Below are 13,798 nucleotides of genomic sequence, written 5' to 3' on the forward strand. Positions count from 1 at the left end.
AATATCCGAAGTAACATTTTAATATTGCGCAACATGTAGATAATGATTCATCGAAATACATCTTTGCCAAATCTCACACGAAGATGCGTCGCGACAGAGGTCGAATATTGCCGTTGCCGCCATAAAGTCGGGCTATGATAGACGCCTATCGCCTTCCAATAATCTCCAGTCGAATTCAGCGCCGACAAAAACACCCAGCGCGCTGCCTCAGCATTGAAGCAGGCATCAGAACGCAGCCAATTACGAACCTGACCTTCTGACCTGCCCATGCTCGCCGCGATGCGAGGCACCCACCAACTGTTGATCTGCAGTGGCCCCAGATCGTGCGAACCATTGCTGTTGCGAACTTCCGCGCCGAGCCAACCGGCCTCCTGATCGCGAAGGCCCCACAGCGTCCGTTCGAGCCATGGGTGCCCAAGCGATGCCTTGCGGATGCAGGCACCAATGATGCGCTCCTCTACCATGTTTCGAGACCGTGCAGTCGCCTGGCCTGGCGAGAGCGCAACGCTGACCATAGACGCGAGCATGAGCAGCCAATGCTGAGGCATCAGTCACTTCTCCTTTTTCCTGGCATCGAAACGGCCGGTTCAATGACTTCACTCAGACCTTGTATCGCTTCACCGTTGAGCAGAGCCAGCAGCTCTCGTCCGGAAGTGATCCGGACAGCGCCGGAGTGACTCACAGCCCTTCGGCTTCGAGGCCGGTCCGTCCCGTATGAATGAACAGGCTGCGGCATCCGCGGGACTGGCACAGCGTCTGGAAGGCAACGACATGATCGGGCCGAATAATACCCGCGTAGCGTTTCGCCTGAATCAGCCAGATGGCGCCCTCGATTACGACCTGACCATCGATGCCGCCATCGCCTGTGTAACGATGGTTCCGGGTCACCTTGTGCCCTCGCCTCTCGAGACTCTCGAGCAGCAGTTCCTCGAAGGCGAGTGGATCCATAGCCCGCAGGCGCGCATAGAGAAGCTGCGGCGGTTGGGAACGATCCCGGCCGCGAAGCTGCTCGGCCATGGTTCGCGCCTGCCGCCTTCGCCAGCGATGCCGCACAGGTATGCGGGAACGGCGGACCACAAACGCCAGCCAGAGCAAGGCCGCGGCGGTCAAGACCATCAGCGTAAAATGAGATGTCATCGTTCGACCCCTGGGTAAGGTTCGGGTCGATGCGTGGGCGCGGTTTCCTGTCGTGGCGGTTGCGCTTCCGGTCCGCCTTTCGCAACGCGGGCATGATCGAGGATCCCGCCAAGCAAGCGATCGAGCGCCTGAGACAGACTTCTCGCGCCTTCCGTCAGATGCTCAGCAGGTCCGCGAGGTGGCCTCTCGCGGCGATCGAGCTGCCGCTCCAGCGTCCGGTCGCGGCGCTCAGCGCGTGCTCGTTCCTGATCTGCCGTGAGACCTGTGAGGCGGTGATCCTGTCTTCTTGCGAAGGAACCAACGCTGTCATGCTTGATACGTCCCATCCCCTCCTGCGATGAGGTCTTTTCACCGGAATGGCGCTCCAGTTTGGAGATCAGTCCCTTGACGTCGTTGGTCCACAGCCTCACGCCGTACATGGCGCGGGTTATGGCGGTGTAGAAGTTCTGCGCGTTCACTAGCGGGGATTCGACCGGAGCAAGCACGAACACTCGGGGATAGGTCTTGGACTGCGAGGAATACACGGTTTCCGCGTAGCCATGATCCCAGGTCTTATACCCGGACAGATCCACTTGCTGCACTCGGCCGTCCCGGTCCCAGCGGATCGTCGCCATCGTGCCATCGAGCTTATCGACGGTGCCGCGCTCGGCATTACGCACATCAATCTCGCGGCTGACGAGACGCCACTGGATGCGATCGCCTTGGCTCAGGTCGCGTTCCTCGAGATTGAACACGTTGATATGGCGAGCCGGCGTTTTCTGCGGATCCCAACGGATCGTGCGTCCGCTCTCATCGACAAGCCGAACGACCTGCCGTCCGTTGCTATCCCTTCCCAGCCCGGCGACGCGGTAATCGGCGCCGCGTGCCACGCCAAGCTGCGTGACGTCGCGTTCGAAGCGCACGACCTGCCCGGTCGTATAGAAACGCGCCATGTGCTTCTCGACATCGGTGAAACCGACCGGCGCGAGAATAGACAGACGGCTCTCTTCGGCGGCCAGGCCCCCTTCGCTTCTGAGAGCTTCGCGGATCTTGCTGTTGACGACGAGCCGCGTGGCGTTGTCGAGAACGAGGATGTTCGTACCTGCGCGCGAGCCGGGCTTGAGACGGATCCAGCTTTCCACGACCTGCTCGGCCATCTTCTCGCCGTCCTGCGCCGTGTTGACGCCGTCGAGTTTCGCGAGTGCCTGCGCAAAGTTTCCCGCGCGCGCCTGCGCGACTGCGGTCTTGATGGATCTGGTTTCCTGACGCACCGCTTCCGTCAATTTGACCGTCGGCAGTCCAAGCCGGCGCATCAGCCAGAACGGCTTGCCCTGTTCGATGGCGCCCGTCTGCTTTTCGTCGCCCAGAAGGAGCAGCCTTGCGCCGGTCGCCCTGCTGATCTCGAGGAGCCTGCGCGCCTGCCGGTTGCCGAGTTGCCCGGCTTCATCAAGCACGAGCACGTGGCGATCGGTGATGCCATGCCCCCCGCGGGCGACGAAGCCCGCTACGGTATGCGATGATATACCTGCTTTCTGGCCCAGTTCCGCAGAGGCCGACGAGGTCGGGGCAAGTGCGATCAGCGTCGTGCCCGGCTCGGAAGCTTCGCCAAGAACTCTCACAAGAGTGGATTTGCCGGAGCCGGCGACGCCATGGATCGCGGTAACGCGGTCGCGGGTAAGAGCGGTTTCGACCAATGCGCGCTCCTGCTCCGGATTGAGGCCGGCTCCTTCCAGCGCGGCCAGGACACGGCCGCTGACCGCGATCGGGTGCGCATCACCCAGTCCAAGCGCGATATGCTGGGTCAGCGCGAGTTCCTGTCGCCAGGATCTGCGGCTGGTGCGTCCGCGTGTCAGAATCTGGTCGCCGGTCTGCTCGTGCGTCGGGAGAAGCTTGCGCACGGCTTCATGGTTCTGGATCGCGGGGCGGATATCCTGGAGCCGCACTTCGCCCACATGCGCGGCAAGGCCTGTGCGAATTATATCGCCGAGGTCATTGACTGCTTCCGCTGTCTCCAATTGCCGCAAGCCGAACAGCGCGGCCCTCGCCGCAATGCGGTCTGTAGGCGCACGATGGCCGCCTTCCTCCTCGCGGGCGGCAGCGGCGATCTGTTCGAGCGGGCCGAGAAACTTTCCGGACCGCTGATGCCATTGACCCTTCAGCGTATCGTAGCCGATCTTCACCTTGGCACTGCGCGTGGCATAGAAGGACGCACGCTGCGCCTTCTGGCCGACCAGACCATGTTCGCGGGCATGTTCCTCGATCTGCTCCGCGCGCCGTGAGAAAGTCTCCATCAGTTCCTTCGGCACGCCGCGCATTTCGAAAAGGCCCGTGCGAGGATCGAAGTCGATCCGGTAGCCCGCCTCGCGCAGGCCGAATGCGAGCGCATTGCGATAGATCTGTCCGGCGACGCGCTGCTCCCCGTACATGACCCGGCTTTCCAGGCTGACCATTGGATCGCCGTCCTCGCGATTGGTCATGTTGAGGACGACCAGGTGGGTGTGCAGATGCGGATCGAGTTCGCGGCTGCCGTGCTCGGTAAAGCGCGCGACCAGGATCCTCCCGGTCGTTTCATGGATGATCTTGCCTTCATCCCGCCGGCGCAGCTGCGCCTGTTCCTCGAGGTACGATATAGCATCGGTCACGGCGCGCTCATGGGTGGCGAGCACACGCTCATCGCCTACCACCAGCGCCATGATGGAGACGGATTTGGGCGCGTTGACAGCGAAGTCCCATCCGGGGTGATGCTGGTTTTCGCCGTTGGCCCTGTGACGTCCAAGCTGCTGGTCGCCGATCTTTCCGGCGAGAAGATCTCGCAGGACCCTCGGATCGACGGCGCCGGAAAGACCGAGATCGGCCGCCAGCTTCCCAGCCCATTCGGAAGGTTCGTTCCCGCCCTTGGTGTAGTAATCGCCCACTGTGTAATAGCGGGTGATGTTGGCGGGTTTGCCATGGAGGCGCTGGGGCTGGATCATGCCGGCTTCGCCGGTTCACGCGGCCCGTCCCCGCGCCCATGCTGGACGAGATCGGAGCGGATTTCTCCCTGCCTGCCCGCAAGTATCGTCCAGAGGATGCGAGCGGGCGCGGGAAGTTCCGTGCTCTCCTCGTTCAGCAATATGTCTTCGACGCGCTGCGGGTCGATGTGCGGAACCGGCGGCGTGAACAGGTCCGGCTGGGACGGTGGCGGGGCGGCGACATTCGGAATGTCCGAAGGTTCCGGCGCAGACTGGCCGCCGCCGTCTGGGGCAGGAGTAGGCGCCTGCGCCGCCTCGCGTTCGATCGCTTCACGAACGCGCGCCTCTGCATGAGCGATGCGCACGAGCGTCTTCGCCTTGTCGATCTGATCGGGGGGTGTCGTACGTTCGATGAACGCGGGCCCTAAGGAGGGCACATCGTTGAACCGGCTGTCGAAGCGCACCACGGGCAGGTTGCGACCGAAGCGCAGGAAGCCGACGAGGTTGGGCAGGTTAGTGACTTCGGTCGGCATCACCAGCGGCCGCGTCACCTGCATGCGCGACAGGTTGACGCCGTCGCGCATGTCGTTGACGCCGTAGGACATGCCCTCGTTCGCTTCGACCTGCTCGACCTGGCCGAGATTTTCAGAGACGTGCCTGGCGGTCGCGGTGTCATTCGCCCGCAACGCAACCCAGGTAGAGCAATAGCCGGTGATCGCGGCCGCATCCTGGATTCCGTAAGTGGCTTCGAGTTGCGGATAGGACTGAAAACCCAGTATGCCGCAGCCGCCGTACTTACGCGCGCGGGCGAGAAAGTCCGATAGGCTCGGCAGCTTTTGCAGCGTCGGCAATTCGTCGATCACGCAGTAGAGCCGCCGGTCGCGATCGGGCGCCAGGCTCATGATCGCACTGATGGCGATATCGAGCCAGACCGTGATCAAGGGACGCAGCGAGGGAAGCTGGTCGGCCTTCACCGTGATGAAGAGCCAGCTTCCTTCCGCACCCTTTTCCACCCAGTCGCGGATCGAAAAGCCGTCCTCGGTATCGTCCAGATAGCCGAAGCTGCGCATCACCGAGGCGAGTTCTGCCTGGATACCGGCGGACGTCCGTTCGCCTTCGGAGCTGATGAAGGCAGCCGCATCGGTGCCCGAGACGAATGCCGCGAGGTCCTTGAGCTTCGAGCGGAGCAGCCGGTCCAGCAGGACCGAAACATAGGTATGCTTCTGGCGTGCGAGCTTGCGCATGACCGCGACCAGCGTGCCGCGCGCGGCCTTGGCCCAGAAGGGATCGCCATGCTTGTCGGGGATCGTGGACTCGGCGATCTGGTCGTAGTGATAGTCGCGCGGGACATCGACCCACGGCGACCAGCGCGCCGTGCGCTGATCGAGCGGATTGAGCAGCATGTCGGCGCCCTGCCGGTAGAACTTCTCGACGAAAGTGCCGGCCGTATCATAGACGATGGCTCGCCTTCCCGACTTGCGGATACCCTCAAGCATGCCGACGATAAGGTTGGTCTTGCCCGTTCCGGGAGCGCCGCACAGGAGAATATGTTCGGGCTCGTAGGCCTCCGGCACCGGGACGTTTCCGATCGACAAAGGCCCCTTTGTCTGTCGCCACAGCGCACGCTTCACCTGTCGGATCGTCCCGAAGCGGGCGCCGCGCAGATATTCGTTGGAGCCGAGCCCCCTCCCCGTGCGGGTAAAGTAGAACCATGCCCAGCCCAGCATGACGAGCGCGAACAGGCCCGAAATCAGCGCACCGTGGAGCAGATAGACCTCGAAGGCGTGGAGAGTCTTTTTCGCGAGGGTCGAGGCGACCAGCCAGTCGGCCGAGGTCCAGTAATCGCGCCCTTGCGGAGTACGAAACCGCACCGGATCATTGGTGCCACCAGCCGCATCGACCTTGATCATCGCTTCGGCGAGCTTGACCAGAACGAAGCGCTCGTATTCGCTCGACTTCTCGAACGCATACCAGACGGTGCCGACCAGCCAGATGATTAGCCCCGCGAGCAGCGTCTGGTAAAAGACCTGCGTGGTCATGCGGACATTGTGGACGATGGCCTGCCCTCCGCGTGTCCACGAGCCCAGCGTGTCGTTGCGAAAGATGCTCATTGCGCCTCCTCCTCGCCGAGGAGGCCACGCTCGGCGAGGATAGTGCGCGCCTGCGCCATCCCCTGCTCCAGCGTTTCGGGCGAGCGTCGTCCGACCGATGTCGCCAGGATCGAGAGGATCTGGATGGAGGTTGCGAGGATTTCGTCTTGCGACGAAAAGACGTATCGTTTGCGATTGTCGACTGCCTGTTCGAGCGCCTGGCGAATGAAGGCGGACAGGCTGAGATTGGCTCCATACGCCCGTCGCTGCAGGGCGTCGTGCAATGCCGGATCGACACGAAAATTGACTTTTGTCACGCGAAAGGTCTCCGCTGCCGGGAGCCTTCGCAGATGTCATGAAGCCTCTGTAATATAGGCTCTCATCAGAATGGCCGCAAGGGATACCAAACCCCCGAGTACCCGACCTCCGCTCGAGGCCGATCAGCTCGCTCGCCGACCATCCTGCCGATCAGCCAAGCGGTCAAAGATCAGTTTCCCCTGATTACGATCGACGAAGGAGGACGGGCGCCAGTCTCGGCGCGCCTGCGCCGAATATCGGCAATGTTGAGTCTGATCTTTTTCGCGATGATGTCCGACATACGCCGCACTTCCGCAGGGGTGCGAAGGTCGGGCACACCTTCGACGAATTCCGACAACAACAGCACCAGCGTTTCGCTGACTTCGGCAGATCCGATGAAAAGCGTATCGCCCTTGTACCCTGAGGCGGCCTCTTGCCGCTGCGCCGACACCTTGCAGATCGCCTCGACCAATGCCCGGCGAAGATCGATGATGTAGCTTTCATTCAGGTCCGCCATGCCGTTCCTTCCGGTCGCACTACCCTGAGAGAGGCGGGAGCACGTTTCATGCCGCGCTTCCACGTAAATGCCGCTCAATTCCACCTGCCTCCTTCCTCACGAAAGGATGGCAGTAAGGCACGGATTACAGGAAATTCGGCGAAATTTCAAAGCCGTGGCCAGGCAGATGGTTTGCTGGTGAACCCCGCCATACATGCGGCGAATTCATGCCTGCGCTGTAAGGCAGATCTATCGATCTGATTATACTATGAAAATCACCCGCAGCACCCGTGCGTAGGGTCCATTACAAAACGGCCTCGCGCCGTGCGTCCCGCCTTACGCAGCGCGCTCGCGCTGCGCAGCCTCGTACCGGCAGGGGCGGGGCACCCTTGCTGCAGTTGCGCGGTGGTGCGTGGCGAGGAGGTTTGAGGGATGGCGTTCATGGGTGGGATCTCCCCGAAAGCAAAAAACGTATGGCCCGCCCCGTTTGCAAGTAGGATTTTACGGTGTTCTGATCAGTCTGCGTCAACGTATGCGGTCTCACGGGAGCATCCCGTGGCCAAGATGGACATCCGCACGTCTGGAGCCACAATAAGGGAACCGGCAACAGGTGCCATTTTTTTGCCCGGGCTTTCCAGACGCCGATCGACTGTCAGGCCATCTTCACGATCCTTCCTGCAAACATCGTTGGGCTACGCGTGCAGAAGCACGCAGCCGATCCGTTATGCCGCTGCTGGATAGCCGCGTTCGAAGCTCACTTCTTTGCGGAGGGCTGCCCAAGCGATCCGCGCCAGTTTATTCGCCAATGCGACGACGATTGCGTTGCGATGAACTCCTCGCTCGATCATTCCTGTTAACCAACGTCCCAGCGGGGTTTCGCTGCGCGCCAGTGACGGTAATGCTGCCCGGGCGCCATGGATGAGCAAAGTGCGCAAATAGGTGTTGCCACGCTTGGAGATGCCGAGCAGCCGGGGCTTGCCGCCGGTAGTATGTTGCCTGGGTACCAGGCCGAGCCAGGCACCCAAGTCTCGCGCTTTGGCAAAGCTGCTGGCATCGCCCACGGCTGCAATCAAAGCGGTTGCGTTCAATGTACCGATGCCGGGGATGGACGTGAGCCGCCGGGCAGCTGCATCATTGCGAGCCAGTTCGACAAACTCGCCGTTCAGTGCCTCGACCTTGGTATCAAGTTCGTGCCATTCGGCACGCAGTTCACCCACCAGTTGCTTCAAGCGTGGTGATAGGGTCGTATCTTCGGCGGCCAGCATGGCATCAATGCCCAGCTCCAGCTTGCGCCGTCCGGCCGGGAAAATGGTCCCCCGCTCCAGCAGGATCGCCCGCAGTTGGTTGATGAGGTTTGTGCGCTCGGCTACCAGGCGGGACCTGACGCGGTGGAGGGTCTGGATGTCCAACTGCTCCTGAGTCTTGAGTTCGACGAAGCGCATCGTCGGGCGCGAGGCGGCCTCGGCAATCCCCTCCGCATCACGATCATCATTCTTCTGCGCTTTAACATACGGGCGCACGTACTCCGGCGACATCAATCTGATTTCGTGCCCCTGCGCGGCGAAAAGTCGACCAAGGTGGTGGGCACCACAGCACGCCTCCATTGCAATCACGCAAGCCGGAAGCTTGGTCACGTAATCGATAAGTGTCTGTCGGCGCATCGACTTACGCACGATGACAGCGCCTGCTGCATCAACGCCTACGACACTGCAGGCATTCTTGCCCAAATCAACGCCAAGGATCACAATAGACATCGGTCCGCTCCTTTCCCTTTCAAGCACCAGCATCATACCTGATGCTGGTGAAAAGGGGCGGGCCATCCCATAAGGGACCGGGCATCAGGCCCGGTCCCGGGGTATGTGATCAGCCCTGCTGGGCGACCAACGCGTGCGCTTCCAGGATGAGCATGGCCGCCTCGTCGTCACCGCCCTGTGCCCGGATGATCCGATACGCATTGGAGCAGGCGGCCATGCGGGCGAGCTCCGAAGCCCGGTTCCATTCCGCCTCGTATTCCTCGTCGCACTCGCCGGTAATCACGAAGTCGCCGGTCTCGTAATCGGTGTAACCATAGTACTGGCCCGCGTAGGAATTAGCCCGTTTGAGGTGGCGCTCGATCCGGCGAATGAGAGCGAACCCCATCGCCTGCGCAGAGAAATAGTGCGGTTCATGGGTTTCGACGAAGCGGTCGTAGTCGGGTTCGATGGTGAGCATGTAAGCCTCCTCATGGGGGTGTCCGCGGACGACAGGCACTGCGGACCGATGGATGGGATGGGATGTGGTCGGTGACGGACCGGCTGGAGCATTCAGGCGCGAAGCCCCGCCGGTTCCGCAGGAAGCGGCAATCCCCGCTTGCGCCGGTCCGCCGATGTGGCACAGTCGCAAGCGACGGGCAGGCCATCGGGGAAGGACGATGGACATGCCGAAGATGACGGAAAGGGATCGGCTCGCCGATCTGGAAGCGCGTCAGCGCAAGATGAACGATGAACTGAAAAACGCGCGCCGTGCGCTGCGGGGCAGATATGCCGCGATGATCGCGGAGATGCCGGTCGAGAAGCTCACGGAAAGGGAATTCCGCGAGCTTCTCACACAGGCGATCCGGGTCGGTGGCGGCGCGGCGCTGACGGCGATTAAAGGACTGCCGGCAGCGATCTGATCACGCGCTGGACATCACCAGGTTCCGGCAGGGATGCGCCTCGAGAAAGCTGTCCCTGTCGGAATCCGATCTCAGGGTGATGAACCGCGCTTCGGGCCCGAACCAGATCATGATGAAGCGCCGCTGCGCCGCCAACCGGTGGATATTCGCAAGGCTGCCCCGGCTGCGACCATCCCAGATCACGAGACCGAGGGCGGCATCGCGCGCCATCGCCGCATCCTTCGCGGCATGGAAGGCGGCGGTGCCCTTTCGCCCGGAAGTAGGAATGCGCCGGACAGGCCAGTCGCCCAGATTATGACGCGGTTCCTCTCCGGAACAGTAGACCCTGACAGCAGCGATCTCGCGATCGGAAAGATGGCGCTGGACCAGGCGATCCACGCCGCGCGCGTCCCCGATCAGGATGGGAAGCGCACGGTACAGGATACCATCGATGCGTTCGATGACGGGCTCGGGAAGCGCGGTAATGGACAGCGACCCGGAAACGAAAACGGCCGAATTAGAAAGGTGCAAATGCTCGGACATGGCTTTAATCTCCTCGAATGAGCCACCCCTCTCTGCCCTCCTCTCCTCTGGTGGCAGGACGCGGCCTCGCCCCTCAGCCAACCCCGCCCAGACCGCACCCGAAGGGTGTCCCTGCGACGAGCACGGCGAAGCCGCGCGCAGGAGGCCGGGACCGCCTGGCGGTCCCGCATCGCGCCCGCGACGGACCCGCCTGCGGGTCCCTGAGCGGGGGCGAGAGCTACGCTTGATAAAAGGAAATGAGGACCGGCCCGGCGAACCGGACCGATCCTCTGGCGGAACCTCACTGCGCCTCCCATCCCTGATCGCTGAGCCTGACGAACCGCGCCGGGATACGCTTCTCCTTCACGAGGCGCGCGAGGTGAGACTGCAGGCCCGACCCTTCGCAGACCAGCGCCTCGACGGGGCGCAGTCCGACCATCTGCTCGTTCCGGACGAACCCCGCCCTCTTCCCCAGCTTCGCGCTGAGGCGGAACGTGATGAGCTTCACCTTACGCGAGGCGGCCCACGCAGCGGCCATCGCGTCGCATCCCTTATCCTGTGCGGTCGTCGCCAGCACCATCGCCGGGTTCCGGTATTTCGCGTCGTCGAGTTTCGCCCAGATCAGGCGGTCGTCAAACCAGCAGTCCGCGCCGCCGGAGAAGATCACGATGGGCCCTCGCGGGTTATGCGCGTCGGTGCGGCGCTGGCGGCGGGCGGCAAGGAAATCGGTGGCCGCGATGACCGAGGCGGTGCGCTTACTCGAGACCAGCGACCCCTTCGGTGCCGACCACGGCCGTCCGGTTTCGGTGTGGAAGACGTCGGCGGCATGGTCGCGCATGCACCGCAGCGCGTCGGTGGCTTCGTCGAGGAATTCGAGTTCGCCCTGTGCCTGCTCGAGTTCGACACCGTGAATTTCGCTGCCGTCGGCGCGCCGCAGCAGGTCCTGGACGTCGCGCGTCGCCTTATCGGCCTGCCCCTGCCACTGGTCGGCGACGTGATGGAAACTGTTCACGATGCCCCATGCGAGGCGCTCGGCGGCAGGCTGCAGCCGCGTGTCGCGCAGCAGGTCGAAGAGGGTCGTGACGATCAGCTCGACGGCAAGCTGGGCTTCGCGCGGATCGGGCATGTCGGTCGCCATCTCCTCCTCGCCGCGCCCGATGCGGACCCCGTCGAGATCGGAGGAGAAGGCGGCGTGGAAGTCGTCGGTGGTGCCCGCCATCGTCTCCTGCGCGATGAATTCGGCGATGTCGGAGAACGGGCGGATGCTGCGGTGGATCTTCGTCATGGGAACCTCCTGTAGAAACGAAAGAGGTTCCCCCCTGGGCACGGGCTCCGAGCGGCGGGGTCAAGGATCGCGGAACGCGACCGGCGCAGCCGGCGATGGGGGTCACGATTTTTCCGGGCGGCCACATTGCCCGAATGGAAGCATGACGCCCGACCCGCCCGGAAAAATGGTGGGGCCCCGTCGTCCTTGAGGCCGGCGCGGTCCCGTGCCACCATTGGAATTCTTGAGAGAGAGAAGAGGCTTTGCGAATCTGGGGCTCGATGCCCCTGATTCGCAACGGGTGCCTCCAGGCGCTTACCTCTCAATGGAGCGCCCGCGACCTCGCGACCCTGCACGCCCCTTGCGCAAAAAAGGGGGACGGCGCGGCGCGCCGTCCCCGAAAAATACGCTGAGACTTCGGTGTCAGGCTACCCGGCGAACGCGGCCCCGCGGAAGCGCGGTGATCTTCTCGGCGGGTGCCTGATCGGCCTTTCGGAAGGCATGGATCGGAACCCCGACCTTTCGCAGCGCCTGATAGAGGTTCGCCTGAATGCCCGAGCCCTCGCCCAGCACGGCTTCGACCGGTTTCAGTTCGACCAGCTTGCGATTACGGGCAAAGGGCGCGCCGCGCCCCGCGCCCATCAGCGAGTAGGTGACGAGCTGGACGTCGCGGCTCCCCGCCCACGAGGCCACGATCGCATCGAAGCCCTTACGCTGCGCGGTGGTCACCAGCGTCATGTGCGGGATCCGCGCGAGGATCGCGTCGAGCCGGTCCCACAGGATCTGCCAGTCATGCCATTCGGCATGGCCCGAGGCGACGACGATCGGGCCACGCGGGCGGTATCGCTCGCGCTCGGCGAGTTCGCGGGCGCGCAGGAAGTCCTGTATCGCGACCTGCGTGGCGGTAGCGACCTTCGAGACCCGCGAACCGCGCGCAGGCGACCAGGGACGGCCCGAAAGCACGCGGAAGGTGTCGGCCGCATAGTCGCGCATGCACTCGACCGCTTCGCGCTGTTCGGACAGCGACTGGCACAGCAGCTGCTTCTCCTCGAGCTCGGTGTTAAACACCTCGGAAAGGTCGGAGCGGCGCATCATGTCGCGCAGTTCGTCGGCCAGCAGGTCTTCCTGCCGCTCGAGCTTTCCCGCGACGAAATGGAAGCTGTTCACCATGCCCCATGCGATCTCGGGGGCGAGCGCATCGAGGCGGGTGTCGGTCAGCAGGTCGAAGATGGTGGCGATAACCCCGGCGCAATCGGCCTGTGCGTGGAGCGGCTCGGGCATGTCGTGTTCGCCCGGTTCATCCCCCGGGCTGATGATCGAGAGGGGGATGGGATCGCCGAAAGCGCGCTGGAATTCCGGGGTCGCGGTCACTTCGGCGAACAGCGCGGGCAGATCAGCGAAGCGGCTGATGCTGCGCGAATCGTCGTGGCTCATGGAACTTCTCCCTGTCAGGGGGGCAAAAGGAAAAGGGCCGCGAACGCGAGGGTAGCGTCGCGGCCCTGCATGGGTATCGTGCCGGGTTAGTGCCTGCTCGCCCTAGCGGGCGCGGCGAATGCCGCGCGCGTCAGGACGGTATCGACGATCCCGGCCGCATGCGGCGCGAGCGGCGTATTCTCGAGCAGGTCGTAGATGGCGGCGATGATCTCGCCGCAGGTGATACCCGCCGGGATTTTCGGCACGGGAGACGCGCCCTCGACATGCCGCGCGAGCAGGTCGCGGATCGAGGGGCTGGCCATGATCGCCGCGGAGAGCGCGGCAAGGTCGGTCAACGGGGCGGAAGAATGCAATGAAGAGCGGCGCATGGGATGTCTCCTCATGGGCGAAAAAGAAAGAGGCCGGAGAAGCCTGACGCCTCCCCGGCCCGATGGGACTGATCAGCGCCTGATCAGAACGGGTCTTCCTCCTCGAACGAGGTGTCCGAACCCGACCGTTCGCCGCCGGCACCCACGGTGCTGTCACCGAAGCCGCCCTGATCGCCCGGGCCGCGATCGTCGTACCGGCCGCTGCTCGCGCCCATGCCGCCACCGAAATCGGAGCGCATGGTGTCGCGGCGCCAGGCGACCATGTAGCCGCCATGGTCGGCCGGGAAGAGCGCGATCGGCAGCGGCTCGGGCAGGCTGGGGTCGTCGATGTTCCCGGCGAGGAACACATCCCCCTGCTTCGACACGGCCTCCCACAGCGCGCCGATCTGGACGTAGCGGCGGGCGATGTTAAGCGCGAGGATCTCGTAGACCGGAGCCTTCGGATTATCGCTCACGACCTTGCGCAGCCCGACACTGGGCAGATCGATGGTGCGGGTGGCGATCGAGCCCTTCAGACGGCCGTTCCGATTAAAGATTTCACCGATGTTCATCGTCTTTACCTTTCGAATGTCGCTCGAAACCATTCTCGGCGACACCCTCACCGGCCCTTCTCTCCTCTCTATCCCGC

At 63.3% G+C, this 13,798-nt stretch carries 14 protein-coding genes; 1 reads left to right on the plus strand and 13 read right to left on the minus strand.

The window, feature by feature from the left end; genetic code table 11:
- Nucleotides 1-47: 47 nt before the first annotated feature.
- The 8 genes from GGQ90_RS23805 to GGQ90_RS23840 all read right to left on the minus strand — a co-directional run bounded on the left by GGQ90_RS23805 (nucleotide 48) and on the right by GGQ90_RS23840 (nucleotide 9,161).
- Complete coding sequence (locus GGQ90_RS23805) at nucleotides 48-548, minus strand: lytic transglycosylase domain-containing protein (RefSeq protein ID WP_337770755.1); 501 nt, start codon at nucleotides 546-548, stop codon at nucleotides 48-50.
- Between the two features lie 130 nt (nucleotides 549-678).
- Nucleotides 679-1,017, minus strand: coding sequence for a restriction endonuclease (locus tag GGQ90_RS23810; protein ID WP_234893146.1), 339 nt, complete (start codon nucleotides 1,015-1,017; stop codon nucleotides 679-681).
- Nucleotides 1,018-1,133: 116 nt separating this feature from the next.
- A complete protein-coding gene (gene mobF / locus GGQ90_RS23815; protein ID WP_159365899.1) occupies nucleotides 1,134-4,088 on the minus strand; it encodes a MobF family relaxase in 2,955 nt (984 codons plus the stop codon).
- Nucleotides 4,085-6,178, minus strand: a complete 2,094-nt coding sequence (locus GGQ90_RS23820) for a type IV secretion system DNA-binding domain-containing protein (protein WP_188084187.1) — start codon at nucleotides 6,176-6,178, stop codon at nucleotides 4,085-4,087. Before GGQ90_RS23820 ends, mobF begins: the two co-directional genes overlap by 4 nt.
- Complete coding sequence (locus tag GGQ90_RS23825; RefSeq protein WP_129926606.1) at nucleotides 6,175-6,474, minus strand: ribbon-helix-helix protein, CopG family; 300 nt, start codon at nucleotides 6,472-6,474, stop codon at nucleotides 6,175-6,177. The genes GGQ90_RS23820 and GGQ90_RS23825 overlap by 4 nt, the downstream gene beginning before the upstream one ends.
- 170 nt (nucleotides 6,475-6,644) lie before the next feature.
- Nucleotides 6,645-6,971: a hypothetical protein gene (locus GGQ90_RS23830; RefSeq protein WP_159365897.1), complete on the minus strand. Its 327-nt coding sequence runs from the start codon at nucleotides 6,969-6,971 to the stop codon at nucleotides 6,645-6,647.
- 701 nt (nucleotides 6,972-7,672) lie between these two features.
- A complete protein-coding gene (locus tag GGQ90_RS23835) occupies nucleotides 7,673-8,704 on the minus strand; it encodes an IS110 family RNA-guided transposase (RefSeq protein WP_066561936.1) in 1,032 nt (343 codons plus the stop codon).
- Between the two features lie 109 nt (nucleotides 8,705-8,813).
- The gene (locus GGQ90_RS23840) at nucleotides 8,814-9,161 is read right to left on the minus strand and encodes a hypothetical protein (RefSeq protein ID WP_159365896.1); all 348 of its coding nucleotides are present in this window, start codon (nucleotides 9,159-9,161) and stop codon (nucleotides 8,814-8,816) included.
- Between the two features lie 199 nt (nucleotides 9,162-9,360).
- On the opposite strand from GGQ90_RS23840, the gene GGQ90_RS23845 reads away from it, so the two are divergent.
- A complete protein-coding gene (locus GGQ90_RS23845; RefSeq protein WP_234893145.1) occupies nucleotides 9,361-9,603 on the plus strand; it encodes a hypothetical protein in 243 nt (80 codons plus the stop codon).
- Here the strand turns inward: GGQ90_RS23845 and GGQ90_RS23850 are convergent, their stop codons facing one another.
- From GGQ90_RS23850 to GGQ90_RS23870, 5 genes are all read right to left on the minus strand, one after another.
- Nucleotides 9,604-10,125 (minus strand): hypothetical protein, encoded by a 522-nt coding sequence (locus tag GGQ90_RS23850; RefSeq protein WP_159365895.1) that lies wholly within the window; start codon nucleotides 10,123-10,125, stop codon nucleotides 9,604-9,606.
- A 280-nt stretch (nucleotides 10,126-10,405) separates the two neighbouring features.
- Nucleotides 10,406-11,389, minus strand: coding sequence for an SLOG family protein (locus GGQ90_RS23855; RefSeq protein ID WP_159365894.1), 984 nt, complete (start codon nucleotides 11,387-11,389; stop codon nucleotides 10,406-10,408).
- A gap of 402 nt (nucleotides 11,390-11,791) precedes the next feature.
- Nucleotides 11,792-12,802, minus strand: a complete 1,011-nt coding sequence (locus GGQ90_RS23860) for a DUF2493 domain-containing protein (RefSeq protein WP_159365893.1) — start codon at nucleotides 12,800-12,802, stop codon at nucleotides 11,792-11,794.
- Nucleotides 12,803-12,888: 86 nt separating this feature from the next.
- Entirely contained in the window at nucleotides 12,889-13,137 is a 249-nt protein-coding gene (locus GGQ90_RS23865) for a hypothetical protein (RefSeq protein ID WP_235682056.1), read from the minus strand.
- A gap of 116 nt (nucleotides 13,138-13,253) precedes the next feature.
- Nucleotides 13,254-13,721 carry a DUF736 domain-containing protein gene (locus tag GGQ90_RS23870; RefSeq protein ID WP_086493719.1) on the minus strand — a complete coding sequence of 156 codons (468 nt, stop codon included), beginning with the start codon at nucleotides 13,719-13,721 and terminating at the stop codon, nucleotides 13,254-13,256.
- Between the last annotated feature and the right edge of the window lie 77 nt (nucleotides 13,722-13,798).

This window comes from Sphingobium scionense, assembly GCF_014197035.1.
In the GTDB taxonomy this organism is placed as follows: Bacteria; Pseudomonadota; Alphaproteobacteria; order Sphingomonadales; family Sphingomonadaceae; genus Sphingobium; species Sphingobium scionense.

What these genes read in the sequence shown, in the direction of transcription:
- GGQ90_RS23805 (WP_337770755.1), bottom strand. Translation starts at nt 548, where the DNA reads ATGCCTCAGCATTGGCTGCTCATGCTCGCGTCTATGGTCAGCGTTGCG.
- GGQ90_RS23810 (WP_234893146.1), bottom strand. Translation starts at nt 1,017, where the DNA reads ATGGCCGAGCAGCTTCGCGGCCGGGATCGTTCCCAACCGCCGCAGCTT.
- mobF (WP_159365899.1), bottom strand. Translation starts at nt 4,088, where the DNA reads ATGATCCAGCCCCAGCGCCTCCATGGCAAACCCGCCAACATCACCCGC.
- GGQ90_RS23820 (WP_188084187.1), bottom strand. Translation starts at nt 6,178, where the DNA reads ATGAGCATCTTTCGCAACGACACGCTGGGCTCGTGGACACGCGGAGGG.
- GGQ90_RS23830 (WP_159365897.1), bottom strand. Translation starts at nt 6,971, where the DNA reads ATGGCGGACCTGAATGAAAGCTACATCATCGATCTTCGCCGGGCATTG.
- GGQ90_RS23835 (WP_066561936.1), bottom strand. Translation starts at nt 8,704, where the DNA reads ATGTCTATTGTGATCCTTGGCGTTGATTTGGGCAAGAATGCCTGCAGT.
- GGQ90_RS23840 (WP_159365896.1), bottom strand. Translation starts at nt 9,161, where the DNA reads ATGCTCACCATCGAACCCGACTACGACCGCTTCGTCGAAACCCATGAA.
- GGQ90_RS23845 (WP_234893145.1), top strand. Translation starts at nt 9,361, where the DNA reads ATGGACATGCCGAAGATGACGGAAAGGGATCGGCTCGCCGATCTGGAA.
- GGQ90_RS23850 (WP_159365895.1), bottom strand. Translation starts at nt 10,125, where the DNA reads ATGTCCGAGCATTTGCACCTTTCTAATTCGGCCGTTTTCGTTTCCGGG.
- GGQ90_RS23855 (WP_159365894.1), bottom strand. Translation starts at nt 11,389, where the DNA reads ATGACGAAGATCCACCGCAGCATCCGCCCGTTCTCCGACATCGCCGAA.
- GGQ90_RS23860 (WP_159365893.1), bottom strand. Translation starts at nt 12,802, where the DNA reads ATGAGCCACGACGATTCGCGCAGCATCAGCCGCTTCGCTGATCTGCCC.
- GGQ90_RS23870 (WP_086493719.1), bottom strand. Translation starts at nt 13,721, where the DNA reads ATGAACATCGGTGAAATCTTTAATCGGAACGGCCGTCTGAAGGGCTCG.